We start from the raw sequence: 16,251 nt of genomic DNA, 5'->3' as shown, positions 1-16,251 counted from the left end.
TGTTTTCAGTGAGACGGTCCATAAATGGGCTGCTCACTTCCACAGGTCCCCGCTGGGGGGGTAGTCGGTTATTCGGAAGCCGGGGTAGCGGCCGCTTGTTTTGCCAGGGCCTTGCGGACCTTTTCGATACGGGTGTCGTTGCCGGCCTGGGCGTACAGTTCCGTCGAACGCTCCAGGTGCTTGAGTGCTACCTCAAAATTCCCGGCCTCCATGGCACGCATACCGATCAACTTGTGATACTTGCTCGGGATCTGCTCCGTCAGTTGCCATGCACCGTCAACCAGGGGTAGCAGATCGGAGAGGTAAGGCTCTGGGCTGCGATTGGCTTTGTATTCGGCGTAGGCCCACTCGCACACAGCGTCGGCGACGAAGGTCTGGATATCGCGGCGCTTGAAGCGCTCCGGCATCTGCTGGCCCTGCTCGATCAGGAAGTCCGCCAGTTCCAGGGCATCGTCGAACTGCGCTGTATCGAACAACCAGACCATGACCTGCACCGCAACGCGGTTAGGGAAGTTCAGACCCGACTCGCAGTAGCGCTGGACGTATTCCTGGTACTTGGGTAGCAGCTCTTCGCGCTTGAGCGCCTGACGCCCAGCCAGGCCGTTAATGGCGCTGATCCGTGCCAAGTCCTGGTCCAAAGCCGCTTCTTGCAACAGCAGGTGTTTACGCGCATTGGCGGGACTGCTCAGGGCATCAGCCGGGGAATAGGCCATGCCTGCAGTAGCAGCGAGTGCGGCCACTGCAGTGCTGCCCAAGGCGATAGTGCGGCGCTTGTGCGCCAGGGCCAGGCTCACGCGACCACCAGCTCAACGTTTTCAGTAAACGCGATCTTTTCCAGCTGCTCGATCACGTAGCCTTCGTTGCGGCTGTTGTAGTCCTCGACGCGGGAGCGTTTTGGGTTCTCGATCGTCTGCTTACGCCAGCTGGTGTCCTGGAAGTAAATCGAGAGGTTGTCCCAGCTGGTGACCAGCACCGCGTTGACTGGGAAGTTCGGCACGCTGAACGCCGGCAGACCGCCGTAGGTCGCAATGACCTGCGCGTTTTCGATGCGCTCTTTTTCGGTCGGGGTGTCGCCCTGTTTGGTGTACAACTTGGCCTTGTCAGCGGCGAGCAAATCGGTGCCGATAATCGCTACCAGGTCGCCGTCTTCGCGCAGAATCTCGTCCACCATCTGCTTGGTGTCGTGCACCAGGGCATCAAGGTTGGCGTAGTCGCCACCGGCGCCGAGCGTGACCTTGCCAGCGGCGGCGCCCTCTTTCAGAACCTGCTGCGGGGCCTGCTCACGCAGTTGCTGCAACCAGCCCTTGTTCACGTCCTGCAGCTTGGGAAATTTCTCCAGGTCGGTCTGCGTAGCGGCATGGGTGCCATGGAATCCGATAACGATTCGATCCTGCGCGATGCGCTTCTGCACTGCGGCGGAATAACGCTCTTTGAAGTCGGGAAACTTCGCCCAGGCATCGATCTTGGCGTATGGAAGGCCCACGTCCGACTGGGTATCAGCCAGTTCGTATTGGGTGTTGTCCAGCGCCGAAGCGTCTTTGGCTTCGCGATCGGTGGTCTTTGTATTGGTGCGGCCAGTGACAGGACCGTTCACGCCGATGAAGACTTTTTCGCCCTTGATCTCACTCACCGGAACGACGTTGATACGCTCCAGGAAATCAGCCTTGGCGGTAATCGCGTCGTTCAGCTCCTGGGCGATCGTGGGTTCCACACTGAACATGCGGCTCGATCGCTCGACGCCATAGGCTTCGGCCATCGCTTCCTGCAGCTCGGCATATTGCTTGGCGCCACGGGCGCTTAAAGGCTGGGCCATCTCAGAGCACCTTACGTCGTGGGGCGGCTACAGGACCGGGGTTGCGTGGCAACTGGCGACCTGCGGAAGTGTTCTGCAGCGCGGTGAAACGCTTTTCCAAAGCCGCCATGCTCGCCAACAGTGCCTTATTCGTAGCCGCGCCCTTACGGCTGAACTCACGCTCTTCTTCGGCTGTAGTGACGATCTCGTCTACGGCCGCGCTCACATCGTCGATTGGCGCCTGGTCGGGTTCCGGTGCATCTGCGGCGGCGGGTTCAATCACAGCCTGAATGCCGGCAGCGACGACAAGCAGCTGCTCCAGCAGGGCTTTGAGGGCCGTTGCGGTAGCTTCATCCATTGGGGTTTTGCTCTCAGTTGGGGTGGTGGGTTCGGCGGGCTCGGCGTCAGTGGCAAAGCGCTTGAACAGGCCAGTGAGCAAGCCGATCAGCTTGCCGACCTCGCTCTGCGGTTCGGCTTCAAGGGAGCCCAGTTCGACGGAGGCGGCATAAAACGAGTTTTTGTGGGTTTTCTTCGAAAAATAGAGTTCCTGGGTTCCCAGGCTGGCCGGCTCATCGGTGACGCCCAGACCTGTCAGGTAGGCTTTTCCGCTGCCTGCGAAGTTCGGTGTGATCTCAATGCTGGAGAACAGCTTTTGGCCCTGATCATTCAGCTGCAGTAGGCGATCATTCGGCTTGAGCTGTGCCTCCAAGGCGATTTGCCCGGGCTCCAGGTCTTCGCCCTCCTCCACCAGACGCACCGCAAAGACGGTGCCGTGGGAACCGCTCCAGCGTTCGTGGTCGCACCAGATAACCGCCGTGTATCTGGACGGCTTGTAGGTTTCAGCGATATCGCGCAGTTCCTGGGGAAGGATCTCGCGACCATCGGCGGTGGTGCCGCTGGTGGCGACACGTTTCCAGTACGAAACAAGGGAACGGGGCATGGGCGATAACTGCGCTCAATCGTTGAATGAGCCGCCACGATAGGGAGCCGCCAAGCCTCAAACAAACGGTTCAAATGCGCGTTTCTCCTATATCCGCGATATAGGTGAACCACGGAATTTAACCCCGCGTTTCCAGCGTTTTCGCCGCATAGACTGCGGCCCATGTACTACTCGACCGAAGTTAAAGAAGCCGCCAAACGCCTGTTTCTGCGCCGCTGTAAGGCAAAGGAAATTCAGGCGCAGCTCAACCTGCCCAACATCCGCATCGTCTACTACTGGATACGCCAGGGCGGTTGGGAAGACATGCTGTCGGATGAAGAACCGCTGACGGCCGTGGGCCGGCGAATCACCCTCCTCCTGGACAAAGCGGGCAGCCTGACCAAGGACGAACTCAACGAGCTGGACAGGCTGACCACCGTGCGCGAACGTCTGTTAAAGCAAGCGGCCAAACCGTTGCCAGCACCGATCGGGGAAACTTCCGGCGAGCCACAGGAAGGCCGCCAACGGCCGCGTGGCGAACGCTCGGCGCGTGGCGATAGCAGCGGGAAGAAACGCGAGAAGAAAGCCAAGAACGACATTAGCGGGCTGACCGAAGTCGACTTCCTGGATAAGTTCATCAGCAAGATGTACCGCTATCAGCAGGAGCTGTTTGCCGCGAAGCAAAATCCGCTGACGTGCCGAATCCGCAACATCCTGAAAAGCCGCCAGGTGGGCCTGACGTACTACTTCGCCGGCGAAGCGTTCATGGACGCGGTGCTGACCGGCGACAACCAGGTGTTCCTGTCGGCCAGCCGCTCGCAGTCGGAAATTTTCCGCAGTTACATCATCCAGTTTGCCAAGCAGTGGTTTGACATCGAGCTGACCGGCAACCCGATTACGCTCAGCAACGGCGCCGAGCTACGTTTCCTGTCAACCAACAGCAGCACCGCACAGGGCTACCATGGCCACGTTTACGTCGATGAGTATTTCTGGATACGTGACTTCGACAAACTCAGCACCGTGGCCAGCGCCATGGGCACCCACAAGAAGTGGCGAAAAACCTACTTTTCGACGCCCAGCGCGGTGTCGCACCAGGCGTACCCGTTCTGGTCGGGCGAGGAATTCCGCAACAGTAAACGCGGCAAGAAGGCCGGCGGCGTCTGGCCAACCGAAGCGTCTTACACGCAGGGCGCGCTGTGCCCCGATGGTCAATGGCGCAAAACCATCACCCTGGACGACGCCATAGCCGGCGGCTGCGATCTGTTCGACCTCGAGCAGCTGCAGCTGGAGTACGACGAAGACAAATTCCAGCAGCTGTTCTACTGCAAGTTCATCGACAGCAGCCAGAGCGCCTTCGGGCTCAAGGATCTAGAGCGGTGTTATTCCGACCTGTCGTTGTGGGAGGACTACAACCCGGAACTGGATCGACCTTTCGGCAACAGCCCGGTGTGGCTTGGCTACGACCCGAGCCGCACCCGCGACGACGCCACGTGTGTGGTGGTCGCCCCGCCACTGGAACCCGGGGCGAAATTCCGCATTCTGGAAAAGCACAGCTGGCGGGGGCATTCGTTCACATACCAGGCCGCTCAGGTCAAAAAGCTTACCGAGCGTTTCAACGTGCAACACATCGGTATCGATATCACCGGTGTGGGATACGGCGTGTTCGACCTTGTGCGCGACTTTTACGCGAAGGCCACGCCGATCCACTACAGCCTTGAGACTAAAAACACACTGGTACTCAAGGCCCAAGACACGATCCAAGGCAGTCGCATCGAATGGGACGCCGGATGGACCGATATCGCCCAGGCATTCCTGACCATCAAACGCGGCACCACCACCAGCGGCCAGGTGACCTACAGCGCTTCGCGCACCGACGCCACCGGCCACGCCGACATCGCCTGGGCCGTCATGCACGCCCTGGCCAATGAACCCCTAAACCACAACAAGCGGCGCCGCAGCCGCTATGTCACGAGCGGAACCAATGCCCAAGCAACGACACAAAAAGCTCCAAACCAGCCAACCGGCGCGACAGCCACAGCCCATGCGGGCGTTCACGTTCGGGGAACCCGAACAGGTGCTGTCCGGCAACATCGGCGAATACCTGGGGGTGTTTCTCAGCGACGACGGCGAAATCTACAAGCCGCCGGTGTCCCGGGCGGGCCTGGCCAAGTTGCTACGCGCCAACGCACACCACGGTGCCATTCCCAAGTTCAAGCGCAACTTGCTGTTGCGTGAATTCATCCCTTCCGAAGGCTGCAGCACGCAGACCATGGGCCGGGCCAGCCTGGACTACATGGTGTTTGGCGAGGCCTATTTTTACCGCGATACCAACGCATTTGGCGAAGTGCTGGAGATGCAACACCTGCCGGCGATCAACATGCGGGTGAAGGTCGACGGCGGATTCAGGATGTTGCTGCCAGACAGCAAATACATGGACTTCGACCAGGACGAAATCGAACACGTCTTGGACTACGACGTGGAACAGAACATCTACGGCGTGCCTGACTACCTGGGCGGCCTGCAGGCGCTATTGCTCAACGAAGCCGCGACCCTGTTCCGCCGGAGGTACTACAGCAACGGCGCGCACGCGGGATACATCTTCTACACCAACGACCCGGACCTGACCGAGGAAGATGAAGAGAACCTGCGCGCCCAGATCAGCGCCAGCAAGGGCGTGGGCAACTTCCGCTCGATGTTCGTCAACATCCCCAATGGCAAGGAAAACGCGATTCAGATCATCCCCGTGGGGGACTTCCAGGCAAAGGACGAACTGGAGAAGGTAAAGAACATCACACGCAATGACGTGATCGCCGCCTGGCGGATGAACCCTGCCCTAGCCGGGATTATCCCCGAGAACAACGGGGGGTTTGGGGATATCGAAAAGATCGATCGCGTTTACACCAGCAACGAGATTAGGCCGATCTGTCAGCTGTTCAGCCAGCTCAATGAGGTGCTTCGACGGGACAGGTGTATTAGCTGGAAAAAGATCGATAGCACAGGGGAAACCTCTATCTGACACCTAACAACTAGAGAAATATACTGCACCACATGCGAATATAGTGGCAATAAGCTGCACCCTGGGGAGGGGATATGAGAGTTACTTGCAAATGCGGACACAAAGGGCGAATTGCGTCACGTGAGGTTCTGTCAGCCGACTTTGCGAAACTTTACTGCCAGTGCCTCGATGCAAAGTGTGGGCACACCTGGGTCGCTAATCTCACTTTTTCTCATACGTTAAGCCCGTCCGCTCAGACGTTCGACAGGCTGCTGATGGATCGTCTTAGAGATATGCCCAGAGCCCAACAGCGGGAGCTGTTTGAAAAGCTTGGATCGCAGGCCGTCGCATGAAGCGCGCCACCGACAATCGAGTGCCGGCGGCGCTGGGATCATTCTTCGTCGGAATGATCCGGGTTGCTTATCAGCGCTTCGGTGAGTCTGCGCAACTGCTCTTTGTCGCGAGGGCTCAACTGACGATACAACCCAATCAGACGTCGCTCAATGTGCGAAAGCTCATACCGCGCAGATGCTGCCATTTCAACGTAACCGACATCCGCGTTTGTGCGATCCAACATGCTTACCACTCCATAAAATCCATTGCTGTCGCAGTGATATGGGGGCAAGCGAGTGGCGGGACGGGGACGGAGGGCTTAGCTCACCCCTTTGGCAGCATCGTCAGCAATAGCTTTAAGAAAGCGCCGGATGGCTTTTTGATCGTCCAAAGGAATGCTGCGGTACTGCTGAACAATGCTGTCTTCAACCTCAGACAACGCATCAACTTTCATCGTGGTACGAGTCCCGCTAACGATGTAAAGCACGTCAAATCCGAGCGCGCTGGCAGCCATACTCAAGTAGGAGGCTGGCGCGTCACTGGCACCGGATTCGTAGTTTCCTTGAGTTCTTTTCGAGACACCAAGTTGTTCCGCAAGTTGATCTTGCGTCAGCCCAGCCTGGGCTCGTTGTTGGCGCAACCTTGCGCCAATCTCTTCGGAGAGTGTCAATATTTTTCCATCCAGATATTTACATTGGCAGATTTTTGCCACATCCTGCGCTTGTCATCACACGAAAACGCAAGGAATTGCACTATGCCCAACTCACCCATCACCGAGCAAGCTCGCCAGCAGGCGCGTGCATCCTTGGAGAAGCGTGGCCAGACTGCCAGAAATTTTGCTGAACGGAACAACCTCAACCCCAGCACCGTTTACGCGGTGCTGAATGGCCAAAGCCAATGCCGTCGTGGGGAGGCTCATCGCGCAGCGGTATTACTCGGAATCAAAGACGGCGTGATCGAACAGTAATGGCCAGGTCTCTGAGGGAACAGCAGAAGATGAAAAGTCAGGTTCTGAAAACACGCCGTGAAGTCGTCAGTGCAATTATTTGCACCTTCGAAGGTGGCCGCGAACGCGCCGCCGCTCGCATCGGCCTATCACTCAAGAAGTTCGATAATCACGCTTACGAGAATAACAACTGCCGCCCGCTGACGGACCTACAGATCTTTCAACTGGAACAAGTCACAGGCACCCAGCACCTGGCCAACTACGTAGCGGCGATGTACGGCGGCATGTTCGTGCCGGTCATCCAACCGGAAAACCTCGACAACGTTGAGATGTACGCACGGGCAGTGCAGACCTCGGCCAAACAGGGCACGGTCGACCAGGTTATCGCTCAGGCGATCGAGGACGGCGTAATCACCGAAGACGAGGCCGAGCTGATCCTAAATGCGCACGTCTTGCACATAGCCGCTCGCACTGCCGAAATCCATGCCGCCATCGATCTCTACCGCGCTAAGTCAGGGAAAGGCCAATGAGCACTCAAACCAATGCTTTGGACTACCAACAATGCATGCAAAACGCTGCACTGGCTTTCCTTAAGCGCCACCAAGCCGAACACCTGAGCGACCTATCGGCACTGCGCAAACGGGCAGTCATTCATCTGGTGGACAACCTCGACGTGGCCGAACCGGTTGCAACCAAACTGACCGACCTTGCCCACATCGAGTTGCTGGACCTGCCAAAGCGCCAACGCTCCGCAAACTCGTAACACCCAACCCAACTAATCACCGACCCCACATTCCGTGGGTTTGGGTGAGCTGCGCCCGAAATTGAGGTTTAACGATGACAAACGCCGTAATTGTCACCACACAACTGCCCCCAGCCGAGGCCGAAGCGTTGCTGGCCAACCTGCGTGAACAGTATCGCTTGAGCCTCAACGAACACTGGTACGCCGACCAATTCCGCCTTGTTACGGCCGGTCTGCGCCACGGCGCGATTCTCGCCCATATCCCGGTCATGGCTGCGCAAAAACGCCTAATGGCAGCCCTGTCCCACAGCCTCAAAGCAGTGAAGTAACCCCATGAAAGATGACCTACGTCACGACGTGCTGCAACGCCTTCAGGCCGACTTCGGGCTCAAGCACCGCACGGGCACCGACTACATGCGCGGCGGCACCTGCCCGAAGTGCAAAAAGAAAGAACTGTATTCCCGTTTTGATACGCCTTGGATTGTGATTTGTGGTCGCCCCGAAAAGTGTGGCCAAACCCTGCACGTAAAAGAGCTGTACGACGACCTGTTTGAAGACTGGAGCAAGCGAGCGCCGGCGACAGACCAGCACCCAAACGCAACGGCACGCGCCTACCTTGAGTTCGCCCGGGGCTTTCGATTTGAGCTGATCCAGGGCTGGTTCACCCAGGAAACGTTCTACTCCGCTGAACACAACGCCGGCAGCGCGACTGTGCGTTTCGCCCTGGAAAAAGGCGGCTGGTGGGAACGCCTGATCGATCAGCCGCACCGCTTCGGCAAAATGAAAGCCCGCTTCAAATCTAAGGACAGCTATCGCGGCGTCTGGTGGTGCCCACCCTGCGTCGACCTTCTTGAAGCCAAGGAAATCTGGATTGTCGAAGGGATCTTCGATGCCATCGCTTTGGTGCACAACGACATCGCGGCTGTCTCGGCCATGTCCTCTAATGCGTTCCCAGGGGATTCGCTGAAAGCGTTGGTCAAGATCCGCGATGGAGGGAAATTGCCCAAGCTGGTTTGGGCGCTTGATAACGAGCCCAGCGCTAACGCCTACACCCGGCGCTGGGTACGCGAAGCACGTGCCCTGGGCTTCGTCTGTGAGTCTGCCCAGATCCCGCAGCGAGACGGCCGCAAGTCAGACTGGAACGATCTCCATCAGCGCTGGAGCTTCATCCAGGATGACACCAAGCGCGCCGAACAGATCGCTGCTGACCTCAAGCACGCCCGCCACCAGGGCGCCCTGCTGCTGGCAGAGAGCGCAGCGGAGAAGGCCTTGCTGATGTACGACTGGAACAAACGCGGGGAATTTCACCTGGGCTTCGGCAGCCGCCTCTACTGGTTCAAGTTGGACATGGAGAAATTCAACCGGGCCATGTCCGACATTGAGGACAGCGAGAATCACGACGACCAACTGCTTAACCAGGCGCAACAACGCGAAAAAGCGCTGCAGCAGTCTGGCAGTGTTGTGGAGATTGCCAACTGCTACCCACAAGCTCTGTATTTCCAGCGTAATGAGGTAACTGACGAGTCCTGGTACTACCTGCGAGTAGACTTCCCGCACGACTCCGAAAGCGTGAAAAACACCTTCACCAGCGGCCAGCTGTCGGCCGCGAGCGAATTCAAAAAGCGGCTGCTCGGCATGGCAGCGGGGGCAATGTTTACCGGCAGTGGCCAGCAGCTCGACAAGCTCATGAAGGACCAACTGTTCGGCATCAAAACCGTTTCTACCATTGACTACGTGGGTTACAGCAAGGAATACGCCTGCTACGTCTACGGCGATATCGCGATCAAGGACGGCACCACCTACAAGGTCAACAGCGAAGACTATTTCGAGTTCGGCAAGCTGCGCCTAAAAACGCTGCAGAAAGGTGTCCCCATCAAACTGCAGCGCGAAGCAAAGGGCTTTGACGAGAAGTGGGTGCAGTTGCTGTGGACCTGCTTCGGCGCCCAGGGCTTTGTCGCCCTGGCGTTCTTCTTCGGCTCATTGTTCTGCGAACAGATCCGCACTCGCTACCAGTCCTTTCCGTTCCTGGAAGCTACCGGTGAAGCCGGCGCCGGCAAAACAACCCTGCTGAACCTCCTTTGGAAACTGCTCGGCCGTGAGGGCTATGAGGGCTTCGACCCGATGAAATCGACCAAGGCTGGACGCTCTCGTCTGATGGGCCAGGTCTCCGGTATGCCCGTTGTATTCCTGGAAGCCGATCGCCACAGCGATGATCGGGCACACGCTAAAACCTTCGAATGGGATGAGCTAAAAGACTTCTACGGCGGCGGCACCTTGGCCACCAAAGGCGTCAAGACAGCGGGCAACGAAACGTATGAACCGCCATTCCGGGGAACGATCGCAATCAGCCAAAACGCGGCTGTGGTCGCCCACGAAGCGATCATGACGCGCATCGTAAAGCTGCACTTTGTACGCCCCATCGTCACACCGGAAAGCCGCTCTGCAGCTGATCAGTTAAACGCTTTGGACGGCGGCACCCTTAGCCACTTCCTTTTACGTGCCGTGGGCAAAGAGTCCGCGGTGCTTGAGCTGTTCGCCCAGCGTATGCCCGAACACGAAGCGAAGCTGCGTCGCCTGCATACACAATGCTTTGCCTGCGGCACCGCCTATACCAGCGATCAGGGCAACTGCAGCAGTTGCGGTTATGACTTGCGTGGGTACATCCGTGTTGAGCGCATCAGCAAGAACCACGCGCAGCTGCTCTCGCTGCTGGACTGCCTGCGCCTGGTGCTGAAACTCAGTGATCCGCAGGTTGCTGCCACCCAGCGACAGATTGTGCGGATGGCGATCGAGCGCCAAGCCTCGATCAGTTCCGACCATTCGGCAGTGGCCGAGTTTTGGGAGGTGTACGACTACCTCGAATCCTTGAGCGAAGACCCGGTGGTGAACCACAGCAGCGACCCCACCGTGATAGCTATCAACCTCAACGAATTCAGCGAGCGCGCCGCTGAACACAAACAGAAGTTAGCCGACGTGGCTACGTTGCGCGATCTGCTTAAAGAGTCACGTTCCCGCAAGTTTCTAGACAGCAACAAGGCAGTACACAGCGCAGTCCGCGCTGCGATGAATAGCAAAACACCACTGGCGCCAGGTCGTCCCACGACAGTCAAGTGCTGGATTTTCAAAGCGTAAGGGAGGCTACAACGATGCAAATCCAAGTATTCATAGGTAATGCTGGTGACAGCAAGACGAGCAAGCTGCGGGAGATACAGGACCGACTGGAATGGATGAATGCGGATGAGTTCGCCGTTATGGCTCAACTATTAGCTGACCACCCATCGACTAGGAACGACAGACCTATTCGGACTTTTTCACTTGAAGGAGTAACACAATGAAAACGTTATTTGTCTTGATGGCTCAATACAACGGCCAGGTGGTCATTCCCTTGGATAGAGTATGTAAGGACTACTTCACTCATCTAACCACCGAGATGTTCCAGCGCAAGGTGGGGGCCGGGCAAATCAAGATTCCTATCACGCGTATGGAGCCAAGCCAAAAAAGCGCGAAGGGTATTCACATCACGGATCTTTCCGAATACCTGGATGCTCAACGCGCCGCTGCCGTCAAAGAGAGCAATCAGCTGAACAGCGCGCCACGCGGTAGCTAAATCACTTAAGTGTCCTGGCGCCCAGCTTTACGGGCGCCTGTAGGATTTTTTCCAACCACTTCCAATTTTCGTACGCGTCCCCGCGTCCGCGAAGGTGGGTATAGCGCCGCATTGAGTTCCAATCACGATGCCCCGATACACTCGCTACCCGAGGGATGTCCCAGTCCATTTCGAACAGACGACTGACACCGTCGTGGCGCAAGTCATGAAAGTGCAGATTCTCGATTCCAAGAATCTGACAAGCCCTGGTCCATGAAGTGGATACAGACTCCGCACTGTAAGGAAATATCTCCGGTAGCACCTTCGGCATGGTTTGGAGAATTGCCCAGGCTTCTGGCGGTAGATGACACCACACGTCGTTACCAATCTTCTGGCCAGGGTTTTTCATGTCACGTACCAGTATCCGATGGCCCACCTCATCGAGATCCGTCCACTGAATCCGCGTAATTTCCTCCTGCCGGCGTGTCGAAAACAATGCGAACCCGGTCATCTTGAGCATGTTGATCGACGTTGGGCGGCGCGCTTGAATACCCTGAAAGTGCGTAAGTAGCTTGTCGAGCTCCTCCAAAGTGGGGCGTCGGTCGCGCTCACGACTTTTCATGTTGTACCCCAGCTTTTTCAGGACACGCCGTGCATCCGTCATTGCGTGCGGATCGACTGCATAACCCCATGCAGGCCGAGCGATAGACAGCACCGCGCCCAGATGCGCCAGATCATTACCAGCCGTCTGTGGCTGCACAGTCCCACCCTCCTTGCCCATTCGCCACAGCGCGTACTCCACCAGCACCTGACTGCTAATGTCCTGATCGTTCAATTTGCCCAGGTACGATTCGCTAATTGCTTTGAGCGTAGCGAGCTTGGTCTTACCCAAAGGTCGGACTTTTTCCATCTCACTCAAATAACGATCAATCATCTCCTTGACCGTCGCGGCTTTGCGGTTAGCTCGCTCGATCGCGCCGGGCTCAGCCAGCTCGGTTTCACGTTTGCGAGCCCACGCTTGGGCGGCCTGTTTCCGGGCGAAGGTCTGGCACTCTTGGTAGACTAAGACCCCTTTGTTTTTAAGGCGGATCTGGACCGTATAACTGACCGATCCGTCGGCCTTCTTTCTTGCTCTAATGGTTGCCATCGTTCCAGTGGTACAAATGAGAAAGTGAGTGGTACATTTTACCACTGGCCTTTAAAAAACGTCTGAAAACGCCTAAAAACGGCCCAGAATTCGCAGAGAAAAATGCTAGCTAAAACAGTCACTAAACCACAGAACACAAGCTCTGCACTGTCTCGGCGGTTTAGCGTTGCGCCCATGATGGATTGGACTGACCGCCATTGCCGTTTCTTCCTACGCCTCCTGTCGAAGAACGCCCTGCTCTACACCGAAATGGTCACCACCGGCGCGCTCCTCAACGGCGATCACGAACGTTTCCTCCGTCACAACGAAGCCGAGCACCCGCTCGCGCTGCAGTTGGGCGGTAGTGTCCCGCTCGATCTGGCCGCGTGTGCGCGCATGGCCCAGGAGCATGGTTACGACGAGGTGAACCTGAATGTTGGCTGTCCGAGTGATCGGGTGCAGAACAATATGATCGGTGCGTGCCTGATGGGGCATCCGCAGTTGGTGGCGGATTGTGTGAAGGCGATGCGTGATGCGGTGTCGATTCCGGTGACGGTGAAGCATCGGATCGGGATCAATGGGCGGGACAGTTACGCCGAGTTGTGTGATTTCGTCGGTACGGTGCGGGATGCCGGGTGTACCAGTTTTACCGTGCATGCGCGGATTGCGATTCTGGAGGGGTTGTCGCCGAAGGAGAATCGCGACATTCCGCCGCTGCGTTATGACGTGGCGGCGCAGTTGAAGGCGGATTTTCCGGAGCTGGAGATTGTGCTGAACGGTGGGATCAAGACGATGGAGGCCTGCCATGAGCATTTGCAGACCTTTGACGGTGTGATGCTGGGGCGTGAGGCTTATCACAATCCGTATTTGCTGGCGGAGGTGGATCAGCAGTTGTTCGGCAGCAGCGCGCCGGTGATCAGCCGGGCCGAGGCGCTGGCGCAGTTGCGGCCTTATATTGCCGAGCATTTGCAGGCCGGCGGCGCGATGCATCACATCACGCGGCATGTGCTGGGGCTGGGCACCGGGTTCCCGGGGGCGCGTAAATTCCGCCAGTTGTTGTCGGTGGATATTCACAAGGCCAAGGATCCGCTGGCGTTGCTGGATCAGGCGGCCGAGTTGCTTGCTGGCCGTTGATTGATGGTTTGAATGTGCGGGCAACGAATGAGCGTTGCCCGGAGTTTTGTTGTACTGACAGGATGTCTTTTGTTTATGCCCGCGTTTAATTTCACTGGTTTCAAACGCTGCACCCTTCTTTCCTTGTTCTGCGTCACTTCCAATGTTTACGCGCACTGCGACGGTCTCTGCATCGGACGTACCGATACGCCGTGGGAGGCCACTCAGTTGTCCGGCTTTACCTTGGCGTCCTTATTGCTCGCGCCGTTTTCTGCCAGCCAGGAAACCACCGAGAGCCACAAACGCGTTTACTCCGCCGAAGAGCTGGAGGATGCGCGTCTCTACCTCGCCAGCGATGGCATGCTGCAAGCCGCGTATTTCACCTCAGCCTTGCAGCGCTACCGTCAGAACTCGCCCGACTCGGCATTGAGCGACCTCGCCGTTGCGACATTGATCAGCAGTCAGTGATCACGCCGCCGCTGCCGTCCAGTTCACCCAGCCAAACACCCACGTCGCCAGAATCAACAAGCCAAACGCGATCCGGTACCAGGCGAACGCGGCGTAGCTGTGGTTGGCGATGAATTTGAGCAGGCCGCGCACGGCGATCATGGCGAAGATGAAGGCGATGACGAAACCGAGGGCGAACACCGGCAGATCGCCGGCCTGGAACAGGTCGCGGTACTTGTAGCCGGAGTACACCGCGGCGCCGACCATGGTCGGCATGGCGAGGAAGAACGAGAACTCTGTGGCGGCTTTCCGGGACAAGCCGAACAATAAACCGCCGATGATGGTCGAGCCGGAACGCGACGTGCCGGGGATCATCGCCAGGCATTGCACCAGGCCGATCTTCAACGCGTCTGACCAACGCATGTCGTCGACATGCTCGACGCTCACCACGTGGCGGCGCTGTTCGGCCCACAACATGACGATGCCGCCCACCACCAACGCCATGGCCACGGTGATCGGGTTAAACAGGTATTGATGGATTTTGTCAGCAAACAGCACGCCGAGGACCACCGCCGGCAGGAAGGCTATCAGCAGGTTGAGGGTGAAACGTTGCGCATTGCGTTGGGTGGGCAAGCCTTTGACGATGTCGAAGATCTTCGGGCGAAACTCCCAGACCACGGCCAGAATCGCCCCCAGCTGAATAATGATGTTGAACGCCATGGCGCGCTCGCCGCCGAAGTCCAGCAGGTCGGCGACGATGATCTGGTGGCCGGTACTGGAGATCGGCAAGAACTCGGTCAGGCCTTCCACTGCGCCTAAAATCAACACCTGGATAAAGGTCCAGAAATCCATTAATCCTCCGTCAGAGCGCTCTTGATGAGCGACCGGTCAACTGCATTCAGAAATTGAGTATCTGAAGTTAAACAATCGGTATAACGCGACACCCATTGCCTGATCAGGCGACGGAGAATATGTCTTATCAAAAGACACACTCAAGCCATGTTAATAAACGTCCGTGTACGAACTACTCGGAAAATATTTAGGTATTTAGTAGAAAAAAGTTCGATCCGGCAATAAAGTGTGATCGAGCTCACACTCTCCTGCCACAGCAGACAGTGGCAATTAGACATGAACAAAGCCGTGGCCATAGATTCAAAATAGTGGCACAATTTCACATTGCCACCATGTAACGACTAGTTCACAGCCCCGAGAAAATCAACTAAAAGCTTGAAAAGCTTAATTATTGTTAGAAAACTCGGGAGCCACGTCTAAAAATCGCGTGAATGTTACCAATTGTCAGTCACAGATGAGAACCGGTGCTTTAACATCCCGATGTCAGCACCTAATTCGAGTCAATGCATGATGCTCTCAGGGAACTTGGCGACTAGAAGTCCGCGCCCGACAAACGACGATCCCGGTGTACTCACTCTGGGCCGTACCCGTGGCGTGGCCGAACATTTTAGAGCGCTGGTCGCAAAGCACGTACGCACTGATATGGCACTTGAGGCCAGTTCGTACCCTAGTTCATATAAGCACAATGAACTTTCTGGCTCATATCGAGCCATCTTCATCGTTATCGACAGTCCGCAAGCCTTGGAAGACAATCTTGCACTGATCGAGAACCTGCGCACCGACAACTTGAAGCCGATCATTTGCGCGGTCATCACCGGCCGCGGCGCCTTCAACAAGATCAAGTACTTTCTGGCCGGTGCCGATTTTTGTATCAAACTCAATACTCTATCCGACGAGGGCGCGGAGTTGCTCGGTGAGTTCTTCAACAGCGAAGAATGGCAACGGGATATCAATCTCACGCTCGACCCGACGCGCATCTGCCTGCTGGGCACCAGCAAGAAACTCGACATCTCGTTTGCCGAGATGAAGATCCTGGAAGCCTTTGCGCAGACCAGCAATCACATTCTCAGCCATGATGAAATCGCCAGCATCATGGGGCTCAATACCAATTTCTACGACCCGAGAGCGCTGGAAAAATCGATCAGCCGCTTGCGAGGAAAAATCAAGGACATGTATGGTACCAATGCGATTCAGAGTATCCGCGGTCATGGATATCGCCTGATGCGAGGTCTGATATCGACTGCCTGAGTCTCGGGCAGCCATTCTCTTTGCATACTTACGAAGGATCGTCCTATGCAACCATACGGCTCCAGTTGTATTACACACCTAATTATAATCAAGCAATTGAATGAGCACGGCCACACCAAACCATAACAATAAACATCACAACATAGCAGCAG

General features: G+C 56.8%; 17 protein-coding genes. 12 read left to right on the top strand and 5 right to left on the bottom strand.

Annotated elements, in window-relative coordinates:
• Positions 1–68: 68 nt before the first annotated feature.
• Genes gpM through KKQ10_RS24035 form a run of 3 tightly spaced genes read right to left on the bottom strand, consistent with a single transcriptional unit; the run spans position 69 to position 2,732 of the window.
• Positions 69–794 (bottom strand): phage terminase small subunit, encoded by a 726-nt coding sequence (gpM, locus tag KKQ10_RS24045; RefSeq protein ID WP_073638017.1) that lies wholly within the window; start codon positions 792–794, stop codon positions 69–71.
• Complete coding sequence (locus tag KKQ10_RS24040) at positions 791–1,813, bottom strand: phage major capsid protein, P2 family (protein ID WP_215502456.1); 1,023 nt, start codon at positions 1,811–1,813, stop codon at positions 791–793. Before KKQ10_RS24040 ends, gpM begins: the two co-directional genes overlap by 4 nt.
• 1 nt (position 1,814) lies before the next feature.
• Positions 1,815–2,732 (bottom strand): GPO family capsid scaffolding protein, encoded by a 918-nt coding sequence (locus KKQ10_RS24035; RefSeq protein ID WP_215502455.1) that lies wholly within the window; start codon positions 2,730–2,732, stop codon positions 1,815–1,817.
• A 162-nt stretch (positions 2,733–2,894) separates the two neighbouring features.
• Between KKQ10_RS24035 and KKQ10_RS24030 the strand changes: the two genes are divergently transcribed.
• From KKQ10_RS24030 to KKQ10_RS23980, 9 genes are all read left to right on the top strand, one after another.
• Positions 2,895–4,946 (top strand): terminase large subunit domain-containing protein, encoded by a 2,052-nt coding sequence (locus KKQ10_RS24030; RefSeq protein ID WP_215502454.1) that lies wholly within the window; start codon positions 2,895–2,897, stop codon positions 4,944–4,946.
• Complete coding sequence (locus KKQ10_RS24025; RefSeq protein WP_215502558.1) at positions 4,858–5,727, top strand: phage portal protein; 870 nt, start codon at positions 4,858–4,860, stop codon at positions 5,725–5,727. Before KKQ10_RS24030 ends, KKQ10_RS24025 begins: the two co-directional genes overlap by 89 nt.
• A 74-nt stretch (positions 5,728–5,801) precedes the next feature.
• Positions 5,802–6,059: an Ogr/Delta-like zinc finger protein gene (locus tag KKQ10_RS24020; RefSeq protein ID WP_073638021.1), complete on the top strand. Its 258-nt coding sequence runs from the start codon at positions 5,802–5,804 to the stop codon at positions 6,057–6,059.
• 734 nt (positions 6,060–6,793) lie between these two features.
• Complete coding sequence (locus tag KKQ10_RS24005; protein ID WP_106576223.1) at positions 6,794–7,006, top strand: DNA-binding protein; 213 nt, start codon at positions 6,794–6,796, stop codon at positions 7,004–7,006.
• 29 nt (positions 7,007–7,035) lie between these two features.
• The gene (locus tag KKQ10_RS24000; protein WP_286674851.1) at positions 7,036–7,515 is read left to right on the top strand and encodes a YmfL family putative regulatory protein; all 480 of its coding nucleotides are present in this window, start codon (positions 7,036–7,038) and stop codon (positions 7,513–7,515) included.
• Positions 7,512–7,748, top strand: coding sequence for a hypothetical protein (locus KKQ10_RS23995; protein ID WP_215502451.1), 237 nt, complete (start codon positions 7,512–7,514; stop codon positions 7,746–7,748). The genes KKQ10_RS24000 and KKQ10_RS23995 overlap by 4 nt, the downstream gene beginning before the upstream one ends.
• A 74-nt stretch (positions 7,749–7,822) precedes the next feature.
• Complete coding sequence (locus KKQ10_RS23990; protein WP_128588299.1) at positions 7,823–8,056, top strand: hypothetical protein; 234 nt, start codon at positions 7,823–7,825, stop codon at positions 8,054–8,056.
• Positions 8,057–8,060: 4 nt separating this feature from the next.
• On the top strand, positions 8,061–10,859 hold the full coding sequence (locus tag KKQ10_RS23985; RefSeq protein WP_215502450.1) for a toprim domain-containing protein: 2,799 nt from the start codon (positions 8,061–8,063) through the stop codon (positions 10,857–10,859).
• Between the two features lie 199 nt (positions 10,860–11,058).
• On the top strand, positions 11,059–11,334 hold the full coding sequence (locus KKQ10_RS23980) for a pyocin activator PrtN family protein (protein WP_215502449.1): 276 nt from the start codon (positions 11,059–11,061) through the stop codon (positions 11,332–11,334).
• 1 nt (position 11,335) lies between these two features.
• Here KKQ10_RS23980 and KKQ10_RS23975 read toward each other — a convergent pair whose 3' ends face one another.
• On the bottom strand, positions 11,336–12,460 hold the full coding sequence (locus tag KKQ10_RS23975) for a tyrosine-type recombinase/integrase (protein WP_215502448.1): 1,125 nt from the start codon (positions 12,458–12,460) through the stop codon (positions 11,336–11,338).
• 102 nt (positions 12,461–12,562) lie between these two features.
• Between KKQ10_RS23975 and dusA the strand changes: the two genes are divergently transcribed.
• Both dusA and KKQ10_RS23965 read left to right on the top strand, forming a co-directional pair.
• Complete coding sequence (gene dusA / locus KKQ10_RS23970; RefSeq protein WP_215502447.1) at positions 12,563–13,573, top strand: tRNA dihydrouridine(20/20a) synthase DusA; 1,011 nt, start codon at positions 12,563–12,565, stop codon at positions 13,571–13,573.
• 75 nt (positions 13,574–13,648) lie between these two features.
• Complete coding sequence (locus KKQ10_RS23965) at positions 13,649–14,020, top strand: DUF2388 domain-containing protein (RefSeq protein WP_127650328.1); 372 nt, start codon at positions 13,649–13,651, stop codon at positions 14,018–14,020.
• Here the strand turns inward: KKQ10_RS23965 and KKQ10_RS23960 are convergent, their stop codons facing one another.
• A complete protein-coding gene (locus tag KKQ10_RS23960; RefSeq protein WP_127650326.1) occupies positions 14,021–14,851 on the bottom strand; it encodes an undecaprenyl-diphosphate phosphatase in 831 nt (276 codons plus the stop codon).
• A 507-nt stretch (positions 14,852–15,358) separates the two neighbouring features.
• On the opposite strand from KKQ10_RS23960, the gene KKQ10_RS23955 reads away from it, so the two are divergent.
• Positions 15,359–16,099, top strand: coding sequence for a winged helix-turn-helix domain-containing protein (locus KKQ10_RS23955; RefSeq protein WP_127650324.1), 741 nt, complete (start codon positions 15,359–15,361; stop codon positions 16,097–16,099).
• The last annotated feature ends 152 nt before the right edge of the window (positions 16,100–16,251 follow it).

Source organism: Pseudomonas sp. MG-9 (genome assembly GCF_018729515.1).
Lineage (GTDB): Bacteria > Pseudomonadota > Gammaproteobacteria > Pseudomonadales > Pseudomonadaceae > Aquipseudomonas > Aquipseudomonas serboccidentalis.
This window is presented reverse-complemented; position numbering and strand designations above follow the sequence as displayed.

Excerpts from the sequence above, each read along its gene's own strand:
- KKQ10_RS23980 (WP_215502449.1), top strand. The coding sequence starts at position 11,059 with ATGAAAACGTTATTTGTCTTGATGGCTCAATACAACGGCCAGGTGGTC.
- KKQ10_RS24000 (WP_286674851.1), top strand. The coding sequence starts at position 7,036 with ATGAAAAGTCAGGTTCTGAAAACACGCCGTGAAGTCGTCAGTGCAATT.
- KKQ10_RS24040 (WP_215502456.1), bottom strand. The coding sequence starts at position 1,813 with ATGGCCCAGCCTTTAAGCGCCCGTGGCGCCAAGCAATATGCCGAGCTG.
- KKQ10_RS24020 (WP_073638021.1), top strand. The coding sequence starts at position 5,802 with ATGAGAGTTACTTGCAAATGCGGACACAAAGGGCGAATTGCGTCACGT.
- dusA (WP_215502447.1), top strand. The coding sequence starts at position 12,563 with ATGCTAGCTAAAACAGTCACTAAACCACAGAACACAAGCTCTGCACTG.
- KKQ10_RS23960 (WP_127650326.1), bottom strand. The coding sequence starts at position 14,851 with ATGGATTTCTGGACCTTTATCCAGGTGTTGATTTTAGGCGCAGTGGAA.
- KKQ10_RS23985 (WP_215502450.1), top strand. The coding sequence starts at position 8,061 with ATGAAAGATGACCTACGTCACGACGTGCTGCAACGCCTTCAGGCCGAC.
- KKQ10_RS23975 (WP_215502448.1), bottom strand. The coding sequence starts at position 12,460 with ATGGCAACCATTAGAGCAAGAAAGAAGGCCGACGGATCGGTCAGTTAT.
- KKQ10_RS23990 (WP_128588299.1), top strand. The coding sequence starts at position 7,823 with ATGACAAACGCCGTAATTGTCACCACACAACTGCCCCCAGCCGAGGCC.
- KKQ10_RS23965 (WP_127650328.1), top strand. The coding sequence starts at position 13,649 with ATGCCCGCGTTTAATTTCACTGGTTTCAAACGCTGCACCCTTCTTTCC.
- KKQ10_RS23955 (WP_127650324.1), top strand. The coding sequence starts at position 15,359 with ATGATGCTCTCAGGGAACTTGGCGACTAGAAGTCCGCGCCCGACAAAC.
- KKQ10_RS24035 (WP_215502455.1), bottom strand. The coding sequence starts at position 2,732 with ATGCCCCGTTCCCTTGTTTCGTACTGGAAACGTGTCGCCACCAGCGGC.
- KKQ10_RS24030 (WP_215502454.1), top strand. The coding sequence starts at position 2,895 with ATGTACTACTCGACCGAAGTTAAAGAAGCCGCCAAACGCCTGTTTCTG.
- KKQ10_RS24005 (WP_106576223.1), top strand. The coding sequence starts at position 6,794 with ATGCCCAACTCACCCATCACCGAGCAAGCTCGCCAGCAGGCGCGTGCA.
- KKQ10_RS23995 (WP_215502451.1), top strand. The coding sequence starts at position 7,512 with ATGAGCACTCAAACCAATGCTTTGGACTACCAACAATGCATGCAAAAC.